Annotated in this window: 24 protein-coding genes and 1 pseudogene; all 25 read right to left on the bottom strand. The window is 62.9% G+C overall.

Translation table 11 applies throughout. From position 1 onward, the window contains the following. Window positions 1-13 precede the first annotated feature (13 nt). Window positions 14-1057, bottom strand: a complete 1044-nt coding sequence (locus tag ACTJKL_RS18085) for a flagellar hook-associated family protein (RefSeq protein WP_440853458.1) — start codon at window positions 1055-1057, stop codon at window positions 14-16. A 2-nt stretch (window positions 1058-1059) separates the two neighbouring features. Then, window positions 1060-2478 (bottom strand): flagellar hook-associated protein FlgK, encoded by a 1419-nt coding sequence (flgK, locus tag ACTJKL_RS18080; protein WP_440853457.1) that lies wholly within the window; start codon window positions 2476-2478, stop codon window positions 1060-1062. An 85-nt stretch (window positions 2479-2563) separates the two neighbouring features. After that, the gene (locus ACTJKL_RS18075) at window positions 2564-3772 is read right to left on the bottom strand and encodes a flagellar hook protein FlgE (RefSeq protein WP_324762915.1); all 1209 of its coding nucleotides are present in this window, start codon (window positions 3770-3772) and stop codon (window positions 2564-2566) included. Between the two features lie 91 nt (window positions 3773-3863). After that, window positions 3864-4535 carry a transcriptional activator Rem gene (gene rem / locus ACTJKL_RS18070; RefSeq protein ID WP_018094240.1) on the bottom strand — a complete coding sequence of 224 codons (672 nt, stop codon included), beginning with the start codon at window positions 4533-4535 and terminating at the stop codon, window positions 3864-3866. A 271-nt stretch (window positions 4536-4806) separates the two neighbouring features. Beyond that, entirely contained in the window at window positions 4807-5370 is a 564-nt protein-coding gene (locus tag ACTJKL_RS18065; RefSeq protein ID WP_440853456.1) for a transglycosylase SLT domain-containing protein, read from the bottom strand. Continuing rightward, entirely contained in the window at window positions 5309-6760 is a 1452-nt protein-coding gene (locus ACTJKL_RS18060) for a flagellar hook-length control protein FliK (RefSeq protein WP_440853455.1), read from the bottom strand. Before ACTJKL_RS18060 ends, ACTJKL_RS18065 begins: the two co-directional genes overlap by 62 nt. Next, window positions 6757-8076 (bottom strand): chemotaxis protein MotC, encoded by a 1320-nt coding sequence (motC, locus tag ACTJKL_RS18055; protein ID WP_440853454.1) that lies wholly within the window; start codon window positions 8074-8076, stop codon window positions 6757-6759. The genes ACTJKL_RS18060 and motC overlap by 4 nt, the downstream gene beginning before the upstream one ends. Window positions 8077-8079: 3 nt before the next feature. Then, the gene (locus tag ACTJKL_RS18050; RefSeq protein ID WP_440853453.1) at window positions 8080-9264 is read right to left on the bottom strand and encodes a flagellar motor protein MotB; all 1185 of its coding nucleotides are present in this window, start codon (window positions 9262-9264) and stop codon (window positions 8080-8082) included. Next, a complete protein-coding gene (locus tag ACTJKL_RS18045; RefSeq protein ID WP_100669573.1) occupies window positions 9261-9908 on the bottom strand; it encodes a hypothetical protein in 648 nt (215 codons plus the stop codon). Before ACTJKL_RS18045 ends, ACTJKL_RS18050 begins: the two co-directional genes overlap by 4 nt. Window positions 9909-10262: 354 nt before the next feature. After that, a complete protein-coding gene (locus ACTJKL_RS18040) occupies window positions 10263-11228 on the bottom strand; it encodes a flagellin N-terminal helical domain-containing protein (protein ID WP_440853452.1) in 966 nt (321 codons plus the stop codon). Window positions 11229-11545: 317 nt separating this feature from the next. Further along, window positions 11546-12733: a flagellin N-terminal helical domain-containing protein gene (locus ACTJKL_RS18035; protein ID WP_100669577.1), complete on the bottom strand. Its 1188-nt coding sequence runs from the start codon at window positions 12731-12733 to the stop codon at window positions 11546-11548. A gap of 265 nt (window positions 12734-12998) precedes the next feature. Beyond that, entirely contained in the window at window positions 12999-14186 is a 1188-nt protein-coding gene (locus tag ACTJKL_RS18030) for a flagellin N-terminal helical domain-containing protein (RefSeq protein ID WP_440853451.1), read from the bottom strand. A 342-nt stretch (window positions 14187-14528) separates the two neighbouring features. Further along, window positions 14529-15716, bottom strand: a complete 1188-nt coding sequence (locus ACTJKL_RS18025; RefSeq protein ID WP_440853450.1) for a flagellin N-terminal helical domain-containing protein — start codon at window positions 15714-15716, stop codon at window positions 14529-14531. A 279-nt stretch (window positions 15717-15995) separates the two neighbouring features. Continuing rightward, on the bottom strand, window positions 15996-16733 hold the full coding sequence (fliP, locus tag ACTJKL_RS18020; protein WP_018094231.1) for a flagellar type III secretion system pore protein FliP: 738 nt from the start codon (window positions 16731-16733) through the stop codon (window positions 15996-15998). A 7-nt stretch (window positions 16734-16740) separates the two neighbouring features. Next, window positions 16741-17232: a flagellar basal body-associated FliL family protein gene (locus ACTJKL_RS18015; RefSeq protein ID WP_440853449.1), complete on the bottom strand. Its 492-nt coding sequence runs from the start codon at window positions 17230-17232 to the stop codon at window positions 16741-16743. A 16-nt stretch (window positions 17233-17248) separates the two neighbouring features. Continuing rightward, window positions 17249-17959 carry a flagellar basal body L-ring protein FlgH gene (gene flgH / locus ACTJKL_RS18010; protein ID WP_003529888.1) on the bottom strand — a complete coding sequence of 237 codons (711 nt, stop codon included), beginning with the start codon at window positions 17957-17959 and terminating at the stop codon, window positions 17249-17251. Next, entirely contained in the window at window positions 17956-18495 is a 540-nt protein-coding gene (locus ACTJKL_RS18005) for a MotE family protein (RefSeq protein WP_440853448.1), read from the bottom strand. Before ACTJKL_RS18005 ends, flgH begins: the two co-directional genes overlap by 4 nt. Next, window positions 18492-19607 (bottom strand): flagellar basal body P-ring protein FlgI, encoded by a 1116-nt coding sequence (locus tag ACTJKL_RS18000; RefSeq protein ID WP_100669587.1) that lies wholly within the window; start codon window positions 19605-19607, stop codon window positions 18492-18494. Before ACTJKL_RS18000 ends, ACTJKL_RS18005 begins: the two co-directional genes overlap by 4 nt. Further along, the gene (gene flgA, locus ACTJKL_RS17995; RefSeq protein ID WP_440853447.1) at window positions 19604-20113 is read right to left on the bottom strand and encodes a flagellar basal body P-ring formation chaperone FlgA; all 510 of its coding nucleotides are present in this window, start codon (window positions 20111-20113) and stop codon (window positions 19604-19606) included. Before flgA ends, ACTJKL_RS18000 begins: the two co-directional genes overlap by 4 nt. Before the next feature lie 18 nt (window positions 20114-20131). Continuing rightward, window positions 20132-20920: a flagellar basal-body rod protein FlgG gene (gene flgG / locus ACTJKL_RS17990; protein WP_018094226.1), complete on the bottom strand. Its 789-nt coding sequence runs from the start codon at window positions 20918-20920 to the stop codon at window positions 20132-20134. Window positions 20921-20931: 11 nt separating this feature from the next. After that, complete coding sequence (fliE, locus tag ACTJKL_RS17985) at window positions 20932-21267, bottom strand: flagellar hook-basal body complex protein FliE (RefSeq protein WP_440853446.1); 336 nt, start codon at window positions 21265-21267, stop codon at window positions 20932-20934. After that, window positions 21267-21686, bottom strand: coding sequence for a flagellar basal body rod protein FlgC (flgC, locus tag ACTJKL_RS17980; protein ID WP_003529902.1), 420 nt, complete (start codon window positions 21684-21686; stop codon window positions 21267-21269). The genes fliE and flgC overlap by 1 nt, the downstream gene beginning before the upstream one ends. A gap of 6 nt (window positions 21687-21692) precedes the next feature. Next, window positions 21693-22073, bottom strand: a complete 381-nt coding sequence (gene flgB, locus ACTJKL_RS17975) for a flagellar basal body rod protein FlgB (RefSeq protein WP_003529904.1) — start codon at window positions 22071-22073, stop codon at window positions 21693-21695. 218 nt (window positions 22074-22291) lie between these two features. Beyond that, entirely contained in the window at window positions 22292-22843 is a 552-nt protein-coding gene (locus ACTJKL_RS17970; RefSeq protein WP_338278163.1) for a flagellar protein, read from the bottom strand. Beyond that, window positions 22840-23313: pseudogene (gene fliI / locus ACTJKL_RS17965) on the bottom strand (flagellum-specific ATP synthase FliI); the annotation flags it as partial. The pseudogene fliI and the gene ACTJKL_RS17970, both read right to left, overlap by 4 nt.

The raw sequence follows: 23313 nt of genomic DNA, 5'->3' as shown, positions 1-23313 counted from the left end.
CATCCTCTAGTCATTAGAGGAAGTCTATCAAACTCAACCGCTGGATCCGCGCCGTCAGTGTGTAGGAGGTCTCTACCTGCGTCAGCAGCGTGTTCATCCGTGTCGAAGCCTCGTAGGTGTCGACGCCTTCGAGATCGGTAATATGTGTGTTGATCAGCTTGATCTGGGCCTGGAGGGAGGTATTCGCCTTTTTCACGCGCGCTTCGGAAATACCGAGAGTGCTGCGCTCCGCCGTGATCTGCGTATTGGCCTGCTCGACATAGCCGAGCGCGGTCTCACCGATATAGGCCCGGACTTCGGAGCTGACATTTTCGTCCATCAGTTCCAGGGCGATCACGCTGGCGAGAGCGAATTTCCGGAAGCCTTCCGTCGTCGCATTCGTGGAGCTCTGCACCACTTCCGTCGTGCTGATGCGGCTCGTCATGTTCTGGCTCGAGGCCTTGGACCAATCCGTGGCCCATTGCGCATCGCTTGCATAAAGCGGCTCGAGCGTGTTGGTGATGAAGTCCTCCATCTCGGCCTTCGTGAAATCGCTCATGGAGGCAATGCCGTTGGCCGACATGTAGGTGGCGAGCGCGGTGTCGAAGGTCGACTTCGACGCAGCGCCATAATCCTCGAAAGGCCTCACGTCGGTGTTGATGCCGGCAAAGAGAAATTCGCCGTTGAAGGACAGGTTCGCCGCCGAAGAGAAGGCCGACATGGCGCTCTGTATTTCGGTCTTCTGGATCGCGAGCTGATCGGCGGCATCATTGCCCTTGAAGGTGACGAGGGTGTTGCGCACCTGCTGCGCCGCTTCGGCCATCGTGGCGAGAGCGGATTGCGAGGCGGCAAGCCGCTGGGTGACGACGGAATTGGTATCGACGAGCGTATCGAGCCGCGCCAGCTCGCGCTGCAGGCTCACCGAGCGCGCCGCCGAGGAACCGAGCGCCAGGCCCACATCCGCATGGCGCCCGGTCGTCACCTCGGTCTGCAGCTTCAGAAGTTCCGCCTGCCCCTGTTGGATGGTCAGCCGCATGGCGTTCTGAACGGCCAGGTTCGAAACGAAGGACGTCTTCATGATTACCTCACGGCTTCGAGAAGCGACGCCATCATGGCGTCGACGGTGCTGATCAACTTGGCCGAGGCCTTGTAGGACTGTTCCAGATCGAGAAGCAGCGACAATTCCTCGTCGATGCTCACCCCGGTCACGCTGCCGAGCGCCTCCTGCGTGCGTGCCAGCAGCGCCGCCTTGTTGTCATCGGCCCTGGAGGCGCCGCTGCGTATCTGCTCGAACCAGCCGACGGAAGACGCGGCGAATTCCATGATCGAGCTCGTGGCGTCGAGCCCGGTCGCGCCGTCGAACGCCATGTCGCCGTCCAGAGCGGTGATGAGTCCGTCGAGCAGGTCCGTAAAACCGGCATTGCCATCCGGGTTCGAAACGACCCCGTTGAAGCCGCCGTCGCGCAGGAGGAAGGGGTTGGCCTTCGCTGCGGGATTGACCGAAAGGCTCGCGGCGATCCCCGGCTGGACGGCGCCCGCAACCGGTACGGTTCCGCCCGACCAGGTGAAGAGCCCCGGCAAGCCGCCTTCCCGGAAGAGGGTGACGAGGCCGCGCGCCATCTCGTCGAGCTGCGATTGGAACTTCGGAGCGATGTCGTCGCGCAGCTGAAGCAGGCCCGCGAGCTTGCCCTGGGCACTGGTATCGGCGCCGCTGCCGGCAGACAGCGGCACGCCGTCGATGAATATGCCGTTGCCCGTGACAGTGGCATCGTAAGCACTCTTCGGCGCAAACGTGACCTCTCTCGGAAGCGTCTCGAAGAGAACGGTGCCGCCCGAGGTGTAGATGACGGTATCGTTGTTCGCCCGCGTGACTGTGGAAATGCCGACAAGCTCCGATATCTGCTTCAGGGTCTTGTCGCGATCGTCGAGCGCAGCGGTCGCGTCCGTGCCTGCGGCCGTCGCCTGCTTGACGGCGTTGTTCGCCGTCTCGAACTGCGCGAGAAGGCGGTTCAGATTGGCGACCTCCTCGGCGATTTTCTTGTCCGAGTCGAGACGAAGGTCCTGAACGGCGGCCGACGTCTTGCTGATCGAGTTGGCAAGGTCCGATGCATCCGACACCACCGTGGCGGCGATCGTCGCATTGCCGGGCGTCGACGCGAAAGTCTGCAGGCTGTTGCGGAAGGCCGAGAGATAGGTGGAGGGCGACGACTCGTAATCGTTGCCGCCGAGCGCCGATTTCATGATCTCCAGCCCGGACAGGAGACTGCTCTGCGCGGAGGACTGCGAGATGCCGATCAGGTTCTGCTTGAGGAGCGCCTCGTTCTGCGCCCGATAGATCGAAACGATCTGGGCGCCGCCCGGGGTGGTCCCGAGCATCGCCATCCGGCGCGAGTAGTCCGCATTGCCGGAATTGGCAATGTTCTTCGAGACCGTGGCGGTTTGTTGCGCCGTGGTGCTGAACGCGGATTGCGCGATGGCGATTGCAGAAGACAGCGACATGCCGGGGACCGTTTTTCTCAGTGCACTCCCGGGAAGAGCCCGTAATGGGCCTTACGTCCGGAAGTACGTAGTTTCGAAGTTGGAATTACCGCTTCAGATTGACGAGAACTTCGAGCAGTTCCGAACCGGTCTGGAAGACCTTGGAGTTTGCCGTGTAGTTGCGCTGCGACTCGATCATCGCCGTCAGTTCCTCGGCGATATCGACATTCGAGCTTTCGAGCGCGCCGGAGAGGATCTCGCCGAAATCGCCCGAGCCGGCGAAGCCGGTGATGATGACGCCGGAGTCGACGCCCTGCGAATAGACGTTACCGGATTCCGGCTTCAGCTTGTCCGGGCTCTGGACATTGGCGAGCGCGATGCGATAGCGCGGATCGAGCTCGCCGTTCTCGTATTTGACATAGACGATGCCGTCGGAGTCGATCTGGTAGCCGGCGACCTTGCTCGGCGCGTTGCCGTCGATGTTGCCGCCGTCGGCATTGAAGGCGTAGCCGAGCTGCGTCGTCTTCGTCAGATCGATAGTGAGGGCCGAGAGGTTCGCCCCGGTGCCGGGAAGAGCCGCCATCGCCGATGTCGTCAATGTGGCAGGGGTCGCGGTAAGGGATCCGTCCGGGTTGAAATTCAGCGTCTGTGTGCCGAGGACCGTTGACGACGTCCGGTCGACGACCTCGACGGACCAAGCATTCGCCCCGGTTTTCTCGTAATTGAAATCCAGAATGCGGGTATTGCCCTGGCTGTCATAGACGACGAGCGAAGTGGTGGAAACATCGCCCACCGCCGCGCCCGAGGGCAGGTTCGCGCCCATGGAACCCTTGGTCGAACCGGTCGCGATGAGCCCATCCGAAGCGAGATTGACCCTGGTCAGGCCATCGAAACCGTTGACGACGACGGTCGGGTCGACGCCGGCCTCGTATTCGTAGCCCATCAGCGTGAAGCCGGCGGCATTGACCAGATTGCCTTGGCTGTCCGGAACGAAGGAGCCGGCGCGAGTCAGATATTCCTGGCCGTTGGCGCCTTCGACGATGAAGAAGCCGCCGCCGTCGATCGCCAGATCGCTGGCCGAGGTGGTGAAGGTCGTCGCGCCCTGCTGCGAGATGCTGTAGCGCACCTCCGTCTGCACGCCGCCTGAATTATAGGATCCGTTGCCCGACGGCAGGATCATCGATGAGAATTCCGTCGATGCGCGCTTGTAGCCGGTCGTGTTGGCGTTCGCGATGTTCTCGGCGACTGTGCTGAGCCGGTTGGACTGGGCGTTCATGCCGGACACGCCCGTTCTCATGGTACCGTAGAGACTCATATCGGATCCTCATTTCCTTGTTGCGGCGACACTAGAGACCGGGCCTTGCGTGAACCTGTCTTGAGCTGTTCTCGCCCTGCCGTTTCTGCGCTCAATTCCAGTCGATGCAGTAGCCAAGGAAACGCTTCGAATCGATCGGGTCGAAGCCGAGCTTCTTGCGCAGTTTCTTGCGCAGCTTGCTGATGTGGCTTTCGACGACATTCTCTTCGACGTCCTCGTCGAAGATGCCGTAAATCGCGTTGAATATCTGCGACTTGGACACCCGGCGCCCGCGGTTGGCGACGAGATATTCGAGAATGCGCCGTTCGCGACGGGGAAGCGCGAAGACTTCGCCATTGATCTCCGGATCGCGCCCGTCGGCGAAAACGCGGATGGGACCGATATCCGTGAAGTTGGCGATGGCCGTCAAACGTCGGCGGATCGCTGCGACGCGTGCGAGGATTTCCCTCGGATGCACCGGCTTGCGGACCACGTCGTCGACGCCGCAGTCGAAGAGCGCAAGCGTGTTTTCCAGCGACGGCGTGTCGCTCATGGCGATGACCGGCGCACGGGAGCGATCCCGGATCACGCGCGGCAGCGTCAATGTGCTCTCCCCCTGCCCGATCAGGAAGGCTTCGACAGCGTCGATATCGGAATCGGCGGCGGAGCTTACCCACTCGCCGAACTCCCTCGGATCGAAGCCCGTCGAGGGAATGCCCTCGCGGCCGAACAGGGACGCGTAGCCGTCCTTCACAAGAGCTCTATCATCAACCACCACGATCATTCGCCCGCCTCCGAATCAGTATGGATGCCACATTGAGACAGAGGTACGAATCCCGGGAGTCGCGAACAACTAGAGGAAGTTAATGGGGGATTTTAATAGTTGATTAAGAATTCCGTGCCGATTTGGCCTATATCTAGTAGGTGATCGTTAACCTTACCACTAACATGGTGTTGAAAAGTTAACGCGATATGCCGAAATCGCTTGCGATCACAATCTGTCCGCATTGTCGCCACAATGAGGCAGCGGCTGCGGCAATGCAACCATAAGTCGGTTATCGGCAAAACTGCTGCGCGTTCGGCGTCCACTTGCCATACCCGGTCGCGACCAGGTTTGCGATGACGCGGCAGACGTATTTTTTCTGCGCCGCGTCGTTGTTGGGGCCGGCGTGATAGCGAGCGACCGCCATCGTCCAACTCTCGTGCCGGGCGCGCAGATTGGACAGGAAGCGGGCGGCATATTCGACATTCCTGCGCGGATCGAGCATCTCCTCGGGAGAGCTGAAATGCTCGCCGTGAAAGTGGTAGTTGATCTGCATGCAGCCGAGATCGATGAGCTTGGCGCCCTCGGCACGCGCCGCGCCGAATCGTGTGAGAACATCCTGGACGCTTGCCCCGAAATAGGCCTTGCCTTCGATGTTCATCGCATAGGGCTGCAGGGACCCTTTGCGGCCCGTCTCGGTCAATCCGACGGAATATAAGATCCCGGTCGGCACGCCGTATTTGGAGGCCGCGGACGCGATCTCGCGCTCGCACACGCCTGCGCTCGCAAGGGCGCTACATGTAGACGTGGCCAGAGCGAGAACGCTCGGCACCGTCAACCATATCGTCCGTAGCATCATTGCCCGCCCACCTTTCCGCCGCCGCTCGGCCGCCATCCCGCGGCTGACGCCCCTGTCCATCATCACCTGCCCGCTCACGGCCCTCGTAGCCGAGCTGTGACTGAGCCTGGGCCTGAGACTGGGACTGAGACTGAGACTGGCCACCGCCGCCATTTGCGGAATCTCCGCCGCCGTTGAAGACGATGTTCACCTGGTCGACCGCAAATCCTTGCGCCCGCAGGGCCTTCACCAATTCGCTCTGGTCGTCGCTGAGCTGGCGGAAGGCCTCACCGGTTTCGACCTTCAGATCGACCTGCAGCTCGTCGTCCTTCAGTCTCAGTGTCGCCGTCACCATGCCGAGGTCGACCGGATGCATCTGGATCTTCAGCGTATTGAGCGTCTTGCCGGCCTGGCTCCAGGCTTCGGGCTTCGTCGTCGCGGCGCTCGATTGCAATGCCTCGGCCCATCCGCTATCGCGGGCGATCGCGCTCGTCACCGACGTAGCGTTCTCGTTGAGCGCAAGGCCGAGATAGCGGCGCGCCTCCAGAACGGTCACGGTTTCCACTCCGGATTTGACCGACGATCGGCTGTTCTCCACGACTGCCCGCTCGCCATCCCGCGAAATGCTCATGGAAACGGCTTGCCCCTTGCCGTCGGCACGGGCGAAGCGGAAAAGCCGGTCCGGCTCGCCGTCGCCGTTCACCTCCCCGATCTGCGGATGCTCGCCGTCCGCCACTTCCGGCGATATGCCGCCTACCGTCTTTGCCAGACCGTCCAAGCCTTCGCGAACCGCCGGGGCGGGCTTTGGCCTGCCTTCCGGCTGCGAAGCCGCGGCCACCGCCGGTGCGGCGCCGGCGAGCATCGACAGGAGATCGGAGACGGTTCCGCTGGCAGGGTCGCCGTTCTCCCCGCCTTCCCTCGCCATTACGACCGACGCTTCATCAACGGTCTCGCAGGAGGTCTGCACCGATCCACGCGAGCGGCTCACCGCCCGCTCCGCCGGCTGGTCGATTTCCTCTTGGCCACCTTCACGTTCCCGCGACAGATGCGGCGTGCCGGCAGGGTGGCCGTGCTGCGATGATTTCGTCGCTTGGCCCGGTGTCACGATCGAGCGCCCGGAGGCGGGCCGAGCGCCGGGCGCCGCAGCATCCGCCATGAATGCCGCATCATCCGCGCCAAAGCCGTCGACCTTCGTCACAGCCGAGGCGTTGCCGCCGTTCGCGACGGGGTCCCGTCGCGCGTCATCGGCAGATGCCTGGCCGCCTTGCCCCTGCGTCCTGCGGCGGCCTGCATCGGCGATCGCCTCGCCAAAGGCCCCCGGTTCGGCCTCCGGCTGACCCCGAACACTCAGCAACTGTGCCGGCCTGTTGGCGGCAGGCGCGCGCAAACTCTCGTCAAGAGGCCTCATTGTCCTTCCCTCTTCAGCAGCGCATCGATCTCGTCGATCTTCGAACGACCGCTGGCTAGAAAGCCTTCGAGCACCGGATCGCCTGGAGCGGCGATATCGGCTTCGGCCGTCCCGGCCTCGGCCGGCATCTCGGTTGGCCGGTCGGACGACCCCTCGAAAGGCTGCCCGAAGGGGCTCATGCCGCTTCCGCTTTCCTCCGCAACCAGCTCGCTTTGCTCCCCGGCCGGTCTTTCCGCTATAGGCCCGGGTGCTTGCGCCGGGCTTTCTCCCAATGGTGGCCGCACCACCGCATCGGCTACGGCCTTGGCCGCCTCGCGCAGGGCGCGGTCGCGCGGGGACAGGTTTTCGTCGGGGATCGCTTCGAGGGCTTCGGCGGCCGAAAAGACATCTGCGGACGGCACGGCAGCCAGCCCCTCGTAGAAACTCGCAAGCACCTGCGATCGGGAACTGTCATCCCCTGCCAGTTCCTCGGCGCGCCTGGAGGCCAGCCGCGCCAGGGCCTGCTTGCCGGCAATCGCGGCGCGGCGCGCCACCCGCAGATAGACCTCGCGCTGGCGCGCACTGTCCATGAAGGAGAGTACCTCCGAGACGCGCCCATCGGCCGCCTCGTCGAAATGGGCGACCGCCAGCTCGACGAAGACATCGGCAAACTGGCTCGCATAGGGTGAGGTCAGAAAGCGCCGCGCGTAGTTCAGCGCATATCGAAAGCCCTTCTCCGGAAGGCCGGCCCGCGCCGCCAGCGAGACCGAACGGCGAAGGGCAGCCTCCTCGATGATGGTGCCCGGTGCCGTCAGGCGCGCCCAATCGTAATGTTTCATCGCCTCGACCGGATCCTGCTGCGACATGGCGTTGCCAAGGATCAGGAACAGATACGGACCGATGCGTGAATTCTTGTATTCCGGGGCGGCCTTGGTGAGATTCTCGACGATCAGAGGGCCCTTGCCGTTCAGATAGTGCCTGAGCGCATCGGTCACCCGCGAGTCGAAATTGCCCTCGATGTCGCGGTCTGCCAGGAGGTCGAGCGTCGCCGGATTGCCGCCGCTCATGACATAGACGAGAGCCGCGTCGACATTGCGCGGATCGCGAAACGCCGAAGGATCGGCGGCCCTCAGCCGCTCGTCGATCGCGCCGAGCATGAAGCGCTGCATCTCGATCGCCGAATGGTCGCCGAGCACCACCGAATCCTGCACATATTGCAGCGACCTTATCATCTTGTAAGGCGTGAGCTCCTCATTCCCGCTCGCGCGGGCAGGGCCAAGCGCGAGGGGAGCGGCAAGGGCCGATGCCGCAAGAATGGTGCAGAGCCGCTTCAGCATTTCTCAGCCCTGGCCCGACTGCAGGAGGATTTCGATCCGCCGGTTCGCAGGCGCATAGGGATCGTTCGGCACCTGGAGCCGGCGGTCGGCAAAGCCGCTGATCTGCTTCACGCGCTCCTCCTTCAGGCCGCCGCGCACCAGCATGTAATAGGCGCTCTGGGCACGTGCCGCCGAAAGGCGCCAATTATCGTAGGTGCCATCCTTGAACGGCCGCCCGTCGGTATGGCCGCGAACGGCCACAGCGCCCGGTCGCTCGGCAAGCAGCCTGCCGATCTTTTCCATCGCGAGCACCAGTTCCTTTTGCGGCACGGCGGACCCGACCGCGAACATCGGCGCATCCGTCTGCTCGCTGATCGTCACCAGCAGGCCGCCCTCGGCCGGGGTTACGGCGAGGCTTTCGAGAAGCCGCCCGGCTTCGCCCCCGAGTTCCTTTTCGATTTCGGCCTTCAGGGCTTCGGCTTCCTTCTGCGGATTTTCAGCCGGCGCTTGGTTCTCGGGTGCATCCGCGGCCTTTGCGCCCTCCGCGCTATCCGGCGCTTTCGGCCCGGAGGCGGCTTCGCGGGTGCTGTGTGCCGCTGACGCCATGTCGCTTTCGGCCGTGTTGCCGGCGTCCTTCACTTCCACCTGCTTGGTCCAGAAGTCCGGGTCGAAGGGATCGCGATAGGCTTCGCCCCCGGCGGCTCCGGTTGACGGCCCGGACTGGGCCGCCCCGCCGTCGCCCTTGACGCTGATATTCGCCTCGTGGCCCACTTCGCGGGCGATCTCGGACAGGACCGAGTAAGGATTCTCGAAGAAATCGGCGTCCGAATATTTGGTCTCTTCGCCCGAGGTCGCCGTCAGCTGATCGCCGGTCTTGGCCGAACCGCCCGACTTGGCCTGTTCGCCGTCGACCTTGGAGCGCTGCTGCGTCTGTTCGCCCTGCGCATCCTTGGCAGGATCCTTGAGGCCCTTCTCCGCCGGCTTCTGATCGGTCAACTGCACCGGATTGAAATAGGCGGCGATCGCCGCCTTGGTCTCCTCGTTCGCGGCGTTGATCAGCCACATGACGAGGAAGAAGGCCATCATCGCGGTCATGAAGTCGGCATAGGCGATCTTCCACCCGCCCCCATGATGGCCGTCGTGGCTCTCTGCCGAACGCCGGACGATGATGATTTCGTTCTTGCCGTTGTGATTGCTCTCGTCGTTCATGCCAGAACCTTGCGAACAGTATCGGACCACGCGGCCATTCGCGTCACCAGTATCGCCTCGCCCATTTCGACGGTCAGGTCGACATCATCGCTTTCGACGTGACGGAACGCGGTCGCTTCGGGCAGCAGGGCCTTCAACGCCTCGAAAAGCGCAAGCGGGCCCCGCACCGTGATCGCGATCCCTTCACCGGCGGCGAGGCCGTGCCGGACCATGCCGGCCAGGTTCTCGACCGCGCGCTTGGCGAGCGCCTCGTCCATGACCGGAGCGAGGACGCGCGCCGCCTGGTCGCCGAGCGCGAGCGCCAGCCGATCCGCCATTTCGCCGAAACCGGCGGCGATCCTGGCGGCTGCCTGTTCCTCGAGGCGCTGCTTCAGGGCGTCGGTCTCTTCTGCGTGGCGCGCCTTGAGGTCGGCGATCTCTTTCTGATGCTCGAGAGCGAGTTCGGCACTGGCCTCGGCACGTCCTTTCGCAAAGGCTTCGCTGCGCTCGGCGTCGATATCGATCTCGGGCATGACCGGCTCCGCCCATGCACGGTTCTGCGAAAGGTCGGTGTCGAGATCCGGAAAATATCTCGGCGTTACCCGCGTCAGCTCGATCTTCGGCGGGCTGAAATCCTTGAGATAGCGGGACAGCGACGCGCTCATCGGCGCGCCTCCCGGCTCACCTCGGCGAAGGCCGATATTGCCAGCCGCATCTGCAAAGGCTCGCTTGCGGCCCGGAAATCCATAGAGCCCGACACGTCTTGACCGTCTCCTTAGGCCCGTTCGCCCGAATGGCGACGGACCGGCATTCTTGATTCTGCAGCGGTTCGCGGAAGGCGAAGCGCGATGCAAGCGGCAGCCGGAGTGGTTTCCGGCCGGCAATTTCCAACATGACTGCGAAGGAAGGCTATCCGGTCAAACTTGTGCGAAGGTGTTGGACCGCGCCAGGGCAATAGCGCGGTCCAACCTTTCTCCGACCGATGCCGATGACCGGCGGCACGGCGGAAAGCGATGTCGTCACTCCTGGAACAGGCGGAGAATGTTCTCGGAGGTGGTGTTCGCGATCGAAAGCGACTGGATGCCGAGCTGCTGCTGCGTCTGCAGCGCCTTCAACCGTGTCGATTCCTCGTTCATGTCGGCATCGACGAGACGCCCGACGCCCTTGTCGATTACATCCATCAGATTGGCGACGAAGCTTTCCTGCATCTCGATGCGGCTGGTGATGGCGCCAAGCGTGGCGGCGGAGTCGGTCAGCTGGCTGATGAGCTCGTCGACGACGCTGATCATGTCGCCCAATTGCGCAGCGGTCGTTGCGTTGTCGATCTCGATCTCGGTCGCGCCCGCGGGAGCTGCACCTGCATCGATGAGATAGTAATTGCGCGCCACGCCTGCCGGGGTGGATTGAAGCGCGTCCGCATCGACCGCCTTGGTGAGCATGCCGCGTGCCGGATCGGTGACGTCGATCAGGACGGATTTCGCGGTGTCGTAATTGAGCGTCGAGACCGTAACGCTGCCGTCGGCGCTGCGGTTGAAGGAGGCGACGATGGATTTGGTGCCCAGTGCTGCTGAAGCACCGTTATAGAGCCAGTTCTCGCCGGAAAAGGAGGCGGACTGCGCGGCCGAGTTCAACTGGCTCTTGAGCTCGGCCACTTCCTTGTTGATCTTATCCCTGTCGACGCCCGGCTCGCTTGCCGCGACGAGCTTGGCTTTGATCTCGGTCATCACGTCGATGACCGTATCCATCGCCGAGTAGAAGGTATCGACCTTGGCGGCGCCGAGGCCCAAGGCGTCGTGGACCGTCGACAACGCGGCATTGTCCGATCGCATCGTGGTTGCGATGGACCAGTAGGCGGCATTATCGGCGGCAGTTTCCACGCGAAAGCCGGAGGAGATGCGGCCCTGAGTGGTCTCGAGATTATGGTTGATCGCGCGCAATGTCTGCAACGCCGCCATGGCGGCGGGGTTGGTCATGATGCTGGTCATTGGTGGTCACCCTGGGGCTGTGCTGCCCTGGTTGGGGAAATCGGACCATTCCGGAAAGCCGGCAACGACGGTGAGGCGTCATGCGCGCTGACACCTTTTTGCCCTGGGTGACAGACCGCCGTTCTTAACGAACCATTAACGAAGATGGTTAAGAAAAGGTTAACGGCGTTAACGAACCAATAACAAACATGAAGGATTCATTAATCCGGCAAGTCTGGCGTAAGGTCGCCGCCAAAATGCAAAAACCGCGGCCCTTTGCGAGCCGCAGTTTTTCTCCTTCAGAGCGGGACGAAGCCGCCCCCTAGCCGGGGCGCCGCTTACTGACGGAAGAGTTGGAGGATGTTTTCCGAATTGGTGTTGGCGATGGAGAGCGACTGGATCGCGAGCTGCTGCTGTGTCTGCAGCGCTTTCAGCCTGGTCGACTCCTCGTTCATGTCGGCATCGACAAGGCGGCCGATGCCCGAATCGATCGAGTCGGTGAGCTTCGATACGAACTCTTCCTGCATGCCGATGCGCATGGAAATCGAGCCCAGCGCCGATGTGGCGCTGATCAGATCCTCAAGCGCTTCATCGACGCCCCTGATCAGCGCATCGAGGTTTGCTGCCTGCGCGGCGTTGGTGATGTCGATATTCTCGATCGAGGCAGGTGCAGGTGCGCTGGTAACCGGCCCCGCCAACGTGTCTACGACCCAGGAATCGGCGGTAATGGGAGCTGCAGCGGTCGTCACGGCAGCGACTTCCTGACCCGGCGCGGCGGACGATGCAACTGCTTCGACCCAAACGCCCTCTACCTTGACATAGTTCACACCTCCGGCAAGGGCGTAGTTGCCCTGGAATACCGCGCCGCCGGCGATGAGGTCGTCGACCGTGTAGGCCGCAACCGTATGTTCGGCGACGACGCCGCCTATGTTGATCGAAAGCGTTACGCTGGACTCGGAGACATCGTAAACCTTGTCCAGAATCCCGTTGTTGCCAACGGTATCGAAGAGAACGGAGCTGCCGTCGAGAACATAGTCGATCGTCTTTACGGACACGACGCCCGAGGAATCGCGGACGAAGGACCCGACTACGCTCTTCGTCACAGGCGTGGTGATATCCGCCTGGAGCCAGTTTTCGCCGCTGAAGGAAGCGGCCGTCGCAATGCTCGTCAGCTGTTGCTTGAGCTGTTCGATCTCTTCCTGGATCTTGGCCTTGTCGACGCCGTCTTCGGTCGCAGCGACGAGCTTGGCGCGAATTTCCTTCACCACCTCGACGGCATTCTCCATCCCGGCATAGGCCGTGTCGACCTTGGCCGCACCGAGACCCAGGGCATCCTGAACGGCGGAAAGCGCCATGTTGTCCGATCGCATCGTGGTGGCGATCGACCAATAGGCGGCGTTATCGGACGCCGTGCCGACGCGGAGACCCGAGGAAACGCGAGCCTGCGTTTCCTCCATGTTGGAGTCGATGCCGCGGAGCGTCTGGAGTGCAGCCATCGCTGCAACATTGGTGAGAATGCTGGTCATTACGGGCCCCTTTGAATGGCTAGTTGGAAAGGGACATCCCGGCCACCCCGGGGAAACGAACGCGAGGCATCATGCCGTTAACCGCTTCTTCGTCTTGGTTAACCGTTCGTTGCGTTGAGCCCACTTAGCGCGGTTATGGTTAACAAAGGCTAAACGCTTATTCGCCGAGGAAACGAAGAAAGGGGCCACGCTCGATGAGCGTGGCCCCTTTGAAGTTTCGGTCAGGGTTCGGTCGCTCGGTTCGCGACCGCCTTTCCGTGTCGGATTAGCGGAAGAGCGTAAGGACGTTTTCCGAAGCCGAGTTGGCGATCGACAGCGACTGGATGGCGAGCTGCTGCTGAGTCTGCAGAGCCTTCAGGCGGGTCGATTCTTCGTTCATGTCCGCGTCGACGAGACGACCGACGCCCGAGTCGATCGAGTCCGAGAGCTTGTTGACGAAATCGCTCTGCAAGTCGATGCGCATGGCGATCGAGCCGAGGTCGGCGGCCGCGCTGGTCATGTCTGTCAGCGCAGCGTCGACACCGCTGATCAGGGCGTCGAGGGCGGCTGCACCCATACCGACGATGTTGATCCCGGCAACGGACTGACCGGCCGAAACGTTCGTGGCAGGGCCGTTGTCGACATCCACAACCCAGCTGTCCGCGGTGATCGTGCCGGCTGCCGTCGTGGTCGCGGCAAGCTCCTGACCGGTGGCACCGGTCGCGGCGGTCTCGGCGCGGACCCAGACGTTGTCGACCTTGACGTAGCTGTTACCGCCCTGAAGAGCGTAGTTGCCCTGGAATTCCGCACCGGCCTGCGTCAGGGATTCGAGCGAGTAGGCGGCAACCGTGTGCTGCGCTGCGACACCGTTGGTGTTGATCGTCAGCGTGACGCTTGCCTGCGAGACGTTGTAGACCTTGTCCAGGATGCCGGTGTTACCCACCGTATCGAACAGAACCGAGTTGGTGTTGAGGCTGTAATCGACCTTCTTGACGGATACGGCGCCGCTTGCGTCACGGACGAACGAGCCGACCACGCTCTTGGTGACGGCGCCGCCGCTGAGGTCCGCCTGCAGCCAGTTCTCGCCTGAGAAGGAGGCCGCTTCGGAAATGCTCGTCAGCTGATCCTTGAGCTGATCGATTTCTTCCTGGATTTTGGCCTTGTCGACGCCGTCTTCGGTAGCGGCGACGAGTTTTTTCTTGATTTCCTTCACGACTTCGATCGCCGATTCCATACCGGAGTAAGCGGTATCAACCTTGGCGGCGCCGAGGCCGAGGGCGTCCTGTACGGCGGAAAGAGCCATGTTGTCGGAGCGCATGGTGGTCGCGATCGACCAGTAGGCGGCGTTGTCAGCGGCTTGTCCGACGCGCAGACCGGAGGAGACATGCGCCTGCGTCTCTTCCATGTTGGAGCCGATGGTACGCAGAGTCTGGAGAGCGGCCATGGCCGCAATGTTGGTGAGAATGCTCGTCATGGTTTAGTGCCCCTTGATGGCTGATGAGAAGGGACATTCCGGTTCCACCGGCGAAAGACGGTCAACGTCATGCTTGCTAACCCGCTGTTTTGCTGGAGTCAGCCCGTCCTTTCGATGCGCCTAGATAATCCTGGCTTGGTTAATGAAGCCCTAAGCCGCTCCAGACTTTTGTAAAATTTCAACCTTTACGCGTACGCGCGCGTGCCATAGCATGTTTAAGAATTGGTGAAGTGCCGCTTGCCGGAGAAGCAAAACAAAAGAAACCGCGCCCGGTCTTCGGGCGCGGTTCGAGGACCCGAGTGCAGACAAAAGCTTGCCTGCATCCGGCTATCGCGTGTCTTCTTAGCGGAAGAGCGACAGGACGTTCTGCGAGTCGGAGTTGGCGATCGACAGAGCCTGAATGGCGAGCTGCTGCTGAGTCTGCAGGGCCTTGAGGCGGGTCGACTCCTCGTTCATGTCCGCATCGACGAGACGGCCGACGCCCGAGTCGATCGAGTCAGAGAGCTTGTTGACGAATTCGCTCTGCAGGTCGATGCGCGAGGAGATGGAGCCGAGCGAGGCGGCGGCGCTGGTCATGTCTGTCAGCGCAGCGTCGACACCGCTGATCAGGGCATCGAGCGCAGCAGCCCCCATGCCGACGATGTTGATGTTCGCGACGGACTGGCCGGCCGAAACGTTGGTGGCAGGGCCGTTGTCGACATCGACAACCCAGCTGTCCGCGGTGATGGTGCCGGCTGCCGTCGTCGTTGCGGCAATTTCCTGGCCCGTGGCGCCGGTCGCGGCGGTCTCGGCGCGAACCCAGACGTTCTCGACCTTGACGTAGCTGTTACCGCCCTGAAGGGCGTAGTTGCCCTGGAATTCCGCACCGGCTTCGGTGAGGGATTCGAGCGAATAGGCGGCAACAGTGTGCTGCGCTTCGACACCGTTGGTGTTGATCGTCAGCGTGACGCTTGCCTGCGAGACGTTGTAGACCTTGTCCAGGATGCCGGTGTTACCCACCGTGTCGAAGAGAACCGAGTTGGCGTTGAGGCTGTAGTCAACCTTCTTGACGGATACGGCGCCGCTCGAGTCACGGACGAACCCCCCGACCACGCTCTTGGTGACGGCGCCACCGCTGAGGTCCGCCTGCAGCCAATTCTCGCCGGAGAAGGAGGCCGCTTCGGCAATGCTCGTCAGCTGGTCCTTGAGCTGGGTGATTTCTTCCTGGATCTTGGCCTTGTCGACGCCGTCTTCGGTGGCGGCAACGAGCTTGGCCTTGATTTCCTTCACGACTTCGATCGCCGATTCCATACCGGAATAGGCGGTGTCGACCTTGGCAGCACCGAGGCCGAGCGCGTCCTGAACTGCGGAGAGAGCCTGGTTGTCGGAGCGCATGGTGGTCGCGATCGACCAGTAGGCGGCGTTGTCGGAGGCCGAGCCGACGCGGAGGCCCGAGGAGATGCGGCTCTGCGTGTCTTCCATGTTGGAAGAGATCGAGCGCAGCGTCGAAAGCGCCGCCATTGCGGAGTTGTTGGTGAGAATGCTGGTCATATTCGTTGTCCCTACGAAATACTGATTGGGGGGACATACCGGACTTAAAAACGCTACCGGTCCCGACGGTCCGGCATCATGCCACTCGGCTCCGCTCAACTCGTGATGGATACCAAACCCGTCGTGTGAGGACGAAATTCGCAGCCATTCATTGCCAACTGTTTAACCGGAGAAGACTCATCCGGCCTCGGCGAAAGCGTGGTTAATCGCCTGTAAAATCCTATGCTTAACGGAGTCTTGTAGAGGCACGCTGCCCGCGCGCGCGCCGCCTGCGCCACATCAGATAAACGAGCGCACCAGGCTGCCGACGAGCAGGTTCCAGCCGTCGATCAGCACGAAGAACAGAATCTTGAAGGGCAGCGAAATCGCCGTCGGGGGAAGCATCATCATGCCCATCGCCATGGTGATGGTCGCGACGATCAGGTCGATCACGAGGAAGGGCAGCATGATCAGGAAGCCGATCTCGAAACCGCGGCGGATCTCCGAGATCATGAAGGCCGGCACGACCGCGCGCAGGTCCACCTTCTCGTCGACGACGACGGTCTGGCCCTTTTCCCGGGCGATGTCGATGAAGAGCTGCAGGTCCTTGTCGCGGGTGTTGGCCAGCATGAATTCGCGGAAGGGCTCGGACATCCGCTGCATCGCTTCCGTCTCGGAGATCTCGTTCTTCAGGAGCGGATCGATGCCGTCGCTCCAGGCGCGGTCGAAGGTGGGCGCCATGACATAGAAGGTCATGAACAGCGCGAGCGACACCATGATCATGTTGGAGGGCGTCGTGGCGAGCCCCATCCCCGAGCGCAGGATCGCGAAGGCGATGACGAAACGCGGGAAGCTCGTCACCATGATCAGGATACCCGGGGCCACCGAAAGGACGGTCAGGAGGCCGAAGGTGCGGATGATCCACGAGGCGACGGATCCGTCGACCGGCGTGTTCAGGATATCGGCGGGGAAGCTCTGAGCCCCGGCAATTCCCGACATCGCCATCATGGCGATTATGAAGGTGGCAAACCGGAGCATCAGCGAATCATTGGATGACGAAGGTGCGGAACATCACATTCGTTACGCGGCCCTCGGAGCGCAGGTCAAGCCGCTCCTGGATGTCATCCCGGAGATATTGAAAGCCGCGCGGCCCCTGGATCTGCTGCAGCGACACGGTCTTCAGATAGGCTGCAATGTCCTGGTGTATCGTCTCCGCCAGCGCAACGTCGGGAGCGCCATCGAACTGGAGCGCGACCTCGAGGCGCACCCAGTTTTCGGCCGGATAGGCAAGGTTCGTCGTAATGGGATCGAGCTGCACGATGCCGTGTGCCGCCGCGGTGATTTTCGGTATGTCCTCCTCGCCGGTCGCGTTGGCGGGAAGCTCGACCGCGACTTCCGTTTTCTCGGACGGCGGCGGCGCGAGGAGCATGCCTGCAAGCCAGCCGCCGCCGCCGGCGACGAGCGTCAGTACCACCACGGCCGCGATGGTCGTCAGCCGCGAGCGGGCCTTCGTTTCTTTGCTCTCGATTTCTTCCATTTGTACTTCCGGCCAGTCAGAGAGGCGAGACGAGATCGACGAGCTGCTGACCCCACGGCGGCTGCTGGACCTCCGTCAGGCGGCCGCGGCCGCCATAGGAGATGCGGGCCTCGGCGATGCGGTCGTAGGATATGACGTTGTCGGCGTCCACGTCGCGCGGTCGGACGATGCCTGCGACATTGAGGATGCGCAGCTCGTGGTTGACGCGCACTTCCTGGGAGCCGCTGATCAGCAGGTTACCGTTTTCGAGGACGCCGGTCACGACCGCGGCGACCAGCAGCCTGAGCTTCTCCGAACGCTCGGTCTTGCCGTCGCCTTCGGTCTTGGTGTTGGAGCCGTATTCGAGATCGCCCGACCAAGCGAAGTCGCTCGTCTGGGATTGGCCGCTGGCGCCGAGATTGAAGCCGCTCGAATTCTTGCGGCTGCGGTCCGTCTCGTTTTCGAAGGAGGCCTTGTCGTCGATACGGATGTCGACCGTCAGAATGTCGCCGATATTGATCGCGCGCGCATCCTTGAAGAGGGCCGCCTGCTGGTCGTTCCACAGGGAGTAGCCGTTGGTGACGTGGCGCGGCTGCTTCGGATACATGGCAAGCTGCGGCGTCTGCGTATATTGCAGGCCGCTGCCGATCGGGCTCATAGCCGGCGCCCGCCCTATCTCGTTGAAGGCCTGATTCTGGCAACCCGCCAGGAGCCCTGCGGCCAGTACGGCCGTGATGCGCGTTCTCATGATGGCTCCTTGGAGGTATTGGGGTCGCTCGCGCTCGAAATGATGTTGGTCAGCACCGCTGCCCTTTCGTCGCTCATCTCGCTCAGGATCAGCGACGACTGGCGTGGCGGCAGCCGCATGACGATCGCCGCCGCGATCTCGGGACGCACCATTTCGAGCTTGCCGGCGGCGGCATCCGGCTTCATCGTCTTGTAGATGTCGACGAGGCCGAGCTCCGCCTGTTTGAGGAAATCATTGCGGCGCTTAAGCCAGTCCTCGTATTCCTCCCGGCGCGCCTCCAGCGTCGCAATCCGTTCGTCGACATTCGCTTTCAGCTTCTCCAGGTCCTGGCGCTGCAAAACGTAGCGCTGGTCGCGCGCGGCGTCGGCGATATTGGTGCAGAACTTTTCGATTTCGCTCGCGGTCGCGCTGTCGGCCGGCGGCGACGTGACGTCCTGCGCGAAAGCACCGGGCATCGAAAGCATGAGCGCGGCGGCGACCGAGCCCAGGAGAACGCGGCGTGCCTGGCCGAAAAGACGATTGAAGTTTCCGGTCATTGCAGAACAAGCTCCGCCTGTAGGGCTCCCGCCGATTTGATGCTCTGGAGGATCGCGATGATCCCATCCGGCTTGACGCCGATGCTGTTCAGGCCCGCGACCAGCGAACGCAGGCTGGAGCCGTTGAGGATGGCGACCGTGCCGCCGTCGGCCTGCGCTTCGATCGTGGTGTTGGGCTCGTAGGCCGTCTGACCGCGCGAGAACGGCTCCGGCTGGACGATCGTCGGCGTCTCGCTGACCTGCACCGTCAGCGTACCGTAGCTGACGGCCACTTCGGCGACGCGGACGTCCTGGCCGATGACGATCGTGCCGGTGCGCTCGTTGATGACCACCCGGGCCGGCGCGTCGGTCTCGATCACCAGGTTTTCCACGTCGGCCATCAGGCGCGCGAGATCCGCCATCTTCGGCTTCTGGACCAGGACGGACTGCGAGTCCAAGGCTTCGGCAATGCGGCCGCCAAATTGGGCCGCGGCATATTTGTTTATCGCCGCGGCCATGCCGACGGCGGTGGAAAAGTCCGGGTTGCGCAGCTGTAGCACCAGGTTGAAGCCGTCCTTGAATTTCGACGGCAGTTCCCGCTCGATGATGGCGCCGTTCGGGACCCGTCCCGCCGTGGTCACGCCCTGGCTCAATTGGGCGGCTTCACCTTGCGCGTTGAAACCGCTGACGACCACCGAGCCCTGCGCCACGGCGTAGATCTGGCCGTCGGCGCCCGAAAGCGAGGTCATGACCAACGTCCCGCCGCGCAGCGAAGTCGCATCGCCCAGCGAACCGACGGTCACGTCGAGCCGACTGCCGGGGCTCGCGAAGGGCGGGAGCGTGGCGGTGACGAGCACCGCGGCGACGTTGCGCGTGCGCGAGTCCCCGCCCTGCGTGGAAATGCCGAGGTTCTGCAGCATGGCGCGGATCGACTGATCCGTGAATGGAGACGAGCGCAGGCTGTCACCGGTGCCCTGCAGGCCCACCACCAGGCCGTAGCCAATGAGCTGGTTGTCCCTGCCCGACTGCAGGGACGCGACGTCCTTGATCCGCGAGGCCGCATAGGCAGAGGTCAAGCTCGTGGCGAAGACCACCGCGAGCGTCAGCAGCCACTTGCATGCATTGATGTTCATTTCGCCACCACATGGATCGTGCTGTCCGCCATCACCGTCCCGGAGACGATCACGCCCGTATCGACGTTGCGCACGCGGATCAGATCGCCGACCGCGGCATCCTGAAGCGGCGAGCCGGCGGCCGTTATCGTCAGACCGCCATTCTTGAAGACGAGACGAACGGTGGAGCCGCGCTCGACCGCATATTGCTCGCGCAACGCCGAGGCCAGGATGACCCGCCCGGGAAGAAGGGTCCGCTTGGTCACCATGCCGTCGACCTCGTCGATCGAGCGCACATAGCCGTCGCGCAGGTCCGGGTTGGTCACGTCGACCACCTCCAGCATGCTCGCATCGAGCTTTTCGCCGGGATAGATCGTCTGCTTCGGAATGACGGCCGTCGGCGGCTCGGCAAGAGCTGCGGCCGGCGCAAGCAGGCAACCCGCCATTGCGGCAAACAGAACGGCACGCGCCGGCTGCGCGAGGCCGCCTGATACTGCTTTTCCTACGGGGGATCGGCGAAACATCATGTTTGCCTCCTCTTCCTGTTACCTCAGGTTCTTGCTCACCGTGGCGGCCATTTCGTCCGCGGCCTGGATGATCTTCGAATTCATCTCATAGGCACGCTGGGCCGAGATGAGGTCGGTAATTTCCTTGACCGGGTCGACGTTCGAAGATTCCAGGTAGTTCTGCTTGATCTGTGCAAAGCCCGGATCGGCCGGCGTGCCGACGATCGGATCCCCGGACGCCGGCGTCTGCCGGAACAGGTTCTCGCCCATCGGCTCGAGGCCCGCCTCGTTGACGAAGTTCGCGATCGTCAGCTGTCCGACTTCCTGCAGTTCCGTGTCGTTGCCGATCCGCACCATCACCTGGCCCGACGAGGTGAAGACGATCTCGGTCGCGTCCTGCGGCACGGTGACGCCCGGAACCACGGTATAGCCATCGATGGTGACGAGCTGGCCCGTAGCATTGGTGTTGAAAGCCCCCGAGCGGGTGTAGACCGTCTCGCCATCCGGCGTCTCGATCTGAAACCAGCCGCGGCCGACGAGCGCGAGGTCGTAGTCGTTGCCGGTATTGACGAGGCTGCCCTGGATATGAAGGTTGCGCACGGCGGAGGTCTGGACGCCCAGGCCGATGATCGCGCCTTCCGGCACGATCGCCTGGTTCGAGCGGTTGGGGACGCCCTGCGCCCGCTCGGTCTGGTAGAGCAGGTCCGAAAATTCTGCGCGCGCCCGCTTGTAGCCGGTCGTGTTGATGTTCGCGATGTTGTTCGCGATGACTTCGAGATTCAATTGCTGGGCGTTCATGCCCGTGGCGGCGATGGAAAGGGCCTTCATGTGTCTTTTCCTCAGATCTGCATGCGCGCGATTTCGAGATAGGCGGTGACCACCTTGTCGCGGATGGCGATTGCGGTCTGGAGAGACTGCTCGGCGCTCATGACGGCATCGACGACTTCGCGGGTATTCGCTTCTCCGCGGATCGCCTGAAGCGAGACCCCCTCGGCCGACTTCATCGAGCGGATGGCGTCCGTGGTCATGTTGCCGAGGACTTCGGCGAAGCTCCCCGCCTGAGGCGCGGCCGCGCCGGCACCCGGCATAACGAGCGAGGCGGAAGAGGCCGGGCCGGCACCTTCGGTCTCCCTGATGGTCGAAAACGCCCCTAAGGACTGGATTGCGTCGATCATTATTGCGAAGCCCTCAACAGGTCGATTGTCTGGGAGATGAGATCGCGAGACTGCTTGATGGTCTGCAGATTGGCCTCGTAAGCGCGGTTGGCCTCGCGCATGTCGGCCATCTCGATCAGGATGTTGACGTTCGGCAATTTCACCATGCCCTTTTCGTCGGCGGCCGGATTGCCCGGGTCGAACTCGATGTTGAAATCGGAATCGTCCGTGCCGAGGCGTTCGACCTCGACGAGGGACGCGCCGCTTGCCCGGTCGACCTCCGCGGCGAAGCTGATCGTCTTGCGGCGGAAAGGATCGGCGCCGGGGGCGTCACCGGTGGAGCGGGCATTGGCAATGTTTTCCGAGACGATGCGCAGGCGCGTCGATTCCGCCTGCAGACCGGAGGCGGAAACCTTAAGGGCGGAGGTCAATGGATCCATGGTCGCTTACTTCCGTACCGTCATGAGAATCATCCGGTGAAAGGACTTCACCAGCCCGGCATTGAGCTCGTAGTCGCGCTTGATCGCGCCGGTCTTCATCAATTCCTCTTCGAGCGCGACCGTATTGCCGGATTGCTGCACCGCCACATCGTCGAGAGCGCTGACTTCGGTCACATGGGCGGCTTCCGGGCTCTCGGTGAAATGGGCGCGATGCGTCGCGGCCATTTGGATGCCGGTGTTCTGGAGCACGCTTTCGAAGGGCTGGACGTCTTTCGCCCTGTAGTGCGGCGTATTGGCATTGGCGATGTTGCCCGCCACCACGTTCTGGCGGACGGTGAGCCACTGGGCCTGCCGCGACGCGAGTTCGAAAAGCTGAATCGGTTCCATCAAGAGCTCCTGCTGATGATGGCGAACCTAGGCCGGTAATCTTGCGTGGGACTTGTCGAGGATGCGGAAGGAACCGTTTCGGGCGTCTCATAAGGCCCGTCCCCGACCCCTCCCCACAAGGGGCGGGGCTATTTCTGCCGCACCCTCGCGGCCCGAAAAGCCCCTCCGGAGGGGTTGGGAAGGGTCTGGACGTCCTTCGCCACGCCTCGGCAAAGGCGCTACTTCGCCGCGAAAATCTCGCCCTTGGACGTGATCATCACCCAGCGGCCGTCGCGCTCCTCGAAGGTCGCAAGCCGGCTGTTGTCCGGCAATACCGAACCGATACGGACGATATACATGCCGCTGGCATCCTCGATGAGCGCGCGGCCATTGGCGACGTGCATGAGTTTGAAGCTCTCTTTTGCGGGGAACGGCTGATCGGGAGCCCCCATGTCCGTGCCTTCGGCGGGATCCTGGTCGAGTCCCGGCACCGTCGCGGTCGTCAGGCGATCGACCGCGGCGGCGGTCTCCTCGTCCATGTCCGTCATCGCCAGCGGCGACACCGAGAGGATCTGCCGTTCCGGGCGCTCCGGCAGATCGCGCGTCGTTCCCTGCCAGAGCGAAGGCATCGAGAATTTCTCCGGATGCAGATAGACGTACCAGGGCAGCAACGTCGCGCAGGCAGCCATGGCCAGGCCGATCGCGCCGAGTATCCTGTCGATCAGCGGCATCCCGGTTTCGCGGCGGCGTTGGCGCACGATCTCGTCTGCATCGAAGTCCGTCAAGTTCATCCCCTTCCGCGCAGGCCGGCGGCGCCCGGCTGATTGCCCATCGCGGCTGCCTTCAGCGCGTTGGCGAGGTCCGTGAAGGCGTCGAAGGCGGGCCGTTCGCCGGGCATCTGCTTCAATACGTCGTAGATGACCGGCACCTGCTTGATCGCCATGTCGAGATCGGCGTCGCCGCCCGGCCGATAGCCGCCGATGAGCCGGAGGTCCCGGGTTTCCTCGAAGCGGTGGATCAAGGATTTCAGCCGGGCGACCAGCTTCTCCTGGTCCGGCGTCCAGGCCTTTCTGGCAAGGCGCGAGATGGAGGCGAGCGGATTGACCGGCGGGTAGCGCCCCTCTTCGGCAAGGCTTCGGTCGAGGACGATGTGCCCGTCGAGAATGCCGCGCGCCGAGTCGGCGACCGGGTCGTTGTGATTGTCGCCGTCGACCAGGATCGAAATGATCGCCGTGATCGTGCCCGTTCCCTCGGCGCCGGG

It is taken from the genome of Sinorhizobium sp. 22678, from assembly GCF_052044265.1.
Taxonomy (GTDB): domain Bacteria; phylum Pseudomonadota; class Alphaproteobacteria; order Rhizobiales; family Rhizobiaceae; genus Sinorhizobium; species Sinorhizobium meliloti_A.
The sequence above is the reverse complement of the archived record's forward strand: the minus strand, read 5'-3'. Positions and strand labels throughout refer to the sequence as shown.

Coding starts and splice junctions, on each gene's coding strand:
- ACTJKL_RS18050 (WP_440853453.1), bottom strand. CDS start 9,264: ATGAACGACGAGAGCAATCACAACGGCAAGAACGAAATCATCATCGTC.
- flgB (WP_003529904.1), bottom strand. CDS start 22,073: ATGGAACCGATTCAGCTTTTCGAACTCGCGTCGCGGCAGGCCCAGTGG.
- flgH (WP_003529888.1), bottom strand. CDS start 17,959: ATGAGAACGCGCATCACGGCCGTACTGGCCGCAGGGCTCCTGGCGGGT.
- ACTJKL_RS18025 (WP_440853450.1), bottom strand. CDS start 15,716: ATGACCAGCATTCTCACCAACAACTCCGCAATGGCGGCGCTTTCGACG.
- motC (WP_440853454.1), bottom strand. CDS start 8,076: ATGCTGAAGCGGCTCTGCACCATTCTTGCGGCATCGGCCCTTGCCGCT.
- flgK (WP_440853457.1), bottom strand. CDS start 2,478: ATGTCGCTGTCTTCTGCAATCGCCATCGCGCAATCCGCGTTCAGCACC.
- ACTJKL_RS18075 (WP_324762915.1), bottom strand. CDS start 3,772: ATGAGTCTCTACGGTACCATGAGAACGGGCGTGTCCGGCATGAACGCC.
- ACTJKL_RS18060 (WP_440853455.1), bottom strand. CDS start 6,760: ATGAGGCCTCTTGACGAGAGTTTGCGCGCGCCTGCCGCCAACAGGCCG.
- ACTJKL_RS18005 (WP_440853448.1), bottom strand. CDS start 18,495: ATGACCGGAAACTTCAATCGTCTTTTCGGCCAGGCACGCCGCGTTCTC.
- ACTJKL_RS17970 (WP_338278163.1), bottom strand. CDS start 22,843: ATGAACTTGACGGACTTCGATGCAGACGAGATCGTGCGCCAACGCCGC.
- fliP (WP_018094231.1), bottom strand. CDS start 16,733: ATGCTCCGGTTTGCCACCTTCATAATCGCCATGATGGCGATGTCGGGA.
- ACTJKL_RS18065 (WP_440853456.1), bottom strand. CDS start 5,370: ATGCTACGGACGATATGGTTGACGGTGCCGAGCGTTCTCGCTCTGGCC.
- ACTJKL_RS18015 (WP_440853449.1), bottom strand. CDS start 17,232: ATGGAAGAAATCGAGAGCAAAGAAACGAAGGCCCGCTCGCGGCTGACG.
- ACTJKL_RS18000 (WP_100669587.1), bottom strand. CDS start 19,607: ATGAACATCAATGCATGCAAGTGGCTGCTGACGCTCGCGGTGGTCTTC.
- ACTJKL_RS18035 (WP_100669577.1), bottom strand. CDS start 12,733: ATGACCAGCATTCTCACCAATGTTGCAGCGATGGCTGCACTCCAGACG.
- rem (WP_018094240.1), bottom strand. CDS start 4,535: ATGATCGTGGTGGTTGATGATAGAGCTCTTGTGAAGGACGGCTACGCG.
- fliE (WP_440853446.1), bottom strand. CDS start 21,267: ATGATCGACGCAATCCAGTCCTTAGGGGCGTTTTCGACCATCAGGGAG.
- ACTJKL_RS18045 (WP_100669573.1), bottom strand. CDS start 9,908: ATGAGCGCGTCGCTGTCCCGCTATCTCAAGGATTTCAGCCCGCCGAAG.
- flgA (WP_440853447.1), bottom strand. CDS start 20,113: ATGATGTTTCGCCGATCCCCCGTAGGAAAAGCAGTATCAGGCGGCCTC.
- ACTJKL_RS18040 (WP_440853452.1), bottom strand. CDS start 11,228: ATGACCAGCATCATGACCAACCCCGCCGCCATGGCGGCGTTGCAGACA.
- flgG (WP_018094226.1), bottom strand. CDS start 20,920: ATGAAGGCCCTTTCCATCGCCGCCACGGGCATGAACGCCCAGCAATTG.
- ACTJKL_RS18030 (WP_440853451.1), bottom strand. CDS start 14,186: ATGACGAGCATTCTCACCAACATTGCGGCCATGGCCGCTCTCCAGACT.
- flgC (WP_003529902.1), bottom strand. CDS start 21,686: ATGGATCCATTGACCTCCGCCCTTAAGGTTTCCGCCTCCGGTCTGCAG.
- ACTJKL_RS18085 (WP_440853458.1), bottom strand. CDS start 1,057: ATGAAGACGTCCTTCGTTTCGAACCTGGCCGTTCAGAACGCCATGCGG.